The sequence below is a fragment of the Nocardia sp. NPDC050710 genome (genome assembly GCF_040654375.1).
Taxonomy (GTDB): domain Bacteria; phylum Actinomycetota; class Actinomycetes; order Mycobacteriales; family Mycobacteriaceae; genus Nocardia.
On sequence record NZ_JBFAHV010000073.1, the window covers coordinates 1 to 1352 of the forward strand.

The following is a 1352-nucleotide window of genomic DNA, read 5'->3' on the forward strand; positions in this document are numbered from 1 at the left end:
CCTATTGCCTCACGTCAAGATGCCCGGGAATGGTGAGTCGTTGCCTCATCCGGTTTTGCCCGCGTCCCGCTGGTCGTGCGTGGTGTGTTTTTGCTGGTGGCGAGGGTGATCAGCTCGTCGGTGAGGGTTTGGACGCGGCGTTGTATGGCGGCGGGGTTGATCTCGGCGTGGGTGCGTGCCATGGCCGCCTTGTCGGTGGTGGTGACCGTGTCGTGGCGTTCGGCGCGGCGGTGCGGGGTGGTAGCGGTGTCGTATTTCTTGGTGACCTCGGCGCCGTCGCGGACCTTGGAGATGAGCTTCTGCTGGGGTTGGAAATAGTTCGTCAGCAGTGACTGTTGTTGCCAGATCTTGTTGAGCAGCAACAACTCTGGTGCGGTGTCATAGCGCAGGTAGCCGACGATGGTGCGCACGATGGCCCAGTTCTTTTGTTCCACATGGGCTCCGTCGTTGGAGTTGCCCGGACGTGAACGAGTGAAGGTGATTTCGCGTTTCTCGCACCAATCCAGGAGATGGTGGTTGATGAACTCCCCGCCGTTGTCGCTGTCCACACCCCGCACCGGGAACGGCATCACCGAGGCGATGTCGTCGAGCGCAGCGACGACCCATTTACGGGCCTTGTTGGGCACGGAGCGGTTCTCGGTCCAGCCGGTGGCGACATCGGTCACCGTCAACGTGTAGGCGTGCTCACCGATCGCGTTGCCGCCCTCATGACCGACCAGGTCGATCTCCACGAAACCCGGTGCGGCATCATCCCATTGGGCCCAGGTGCGGATCGGTATCTGCGACTTCAGCAACGACCCGGGCTTGGTGTGGGAACGACCCCTGAGCTGACGGCGCTTGCGTTCGGGTGCCAGACGACGGTCGATCGTCGCCGCTGACATGCCCATCAGCAGCGCCGCGGTGTCATCATCGATGCCCAACTCGCTGTGGCGGCGTAGCACATCCACCAGCTCACCCAGGATCGGCGCGAGCCGCCGTCCCGCCGGCATCCCCAGCACTGCCCAGCAAAACACCAGTGCCTCAACAACTTCGGGCCCGTACTTCACCGGTCGCACTGTGCGGGGACGGACCACCTGCGGCCGCGCCACCTCCCGCAGCGCCTTGCGGGCATGATCGCGATGCCAGCCCGTGGTCGCGCACAACTCGTCGAGGATCTTCGACTTGCCCGACTTGCCCGCCCGCCGATACCGAGTCGCGATCGTCCTGGTCACAGCCCTGCGCTCGGCCATCGTCAATCCCATCGTCAGGCCCTAACGCAACCCCTCCCATCCACCGCGACGCCACGCCGCACGCGGGCATCCTCGGATGAGGCAACGAAGGGATTACGCGGGCATTTTCGATGAGTCAACGCG

1 protein-coding gene is annotated in these 1352 nt (G+C 64.1%); it reads right to left on the minus strand.

Annotated features, from left to right (window positions below):
- Positions 1 to 14 precede the first annotated feature (14 nt).
- Positions 15 to 1241, minus strand: coding sequence for a transposase family protein (locus tag AB0H61_RS39035; protein ID WP_357313993.1), 1227 nt, complete (start codon positions 1239 to 1241; stop codon positions 15 to 17).
- Positions 1242 to 1352 lie beyond the last annotated feature (111 nt).

What these genes read in the sequence shown, in the direction of transcription:
- AB0H61_RS39035 (WP_357313993.1), bottom strand. Translation starts at nt 1,241, where the DNA reads ATGGGATTGACGATGGCCGAGCGCAGGGCTGTGACCAGGACGATCGCG.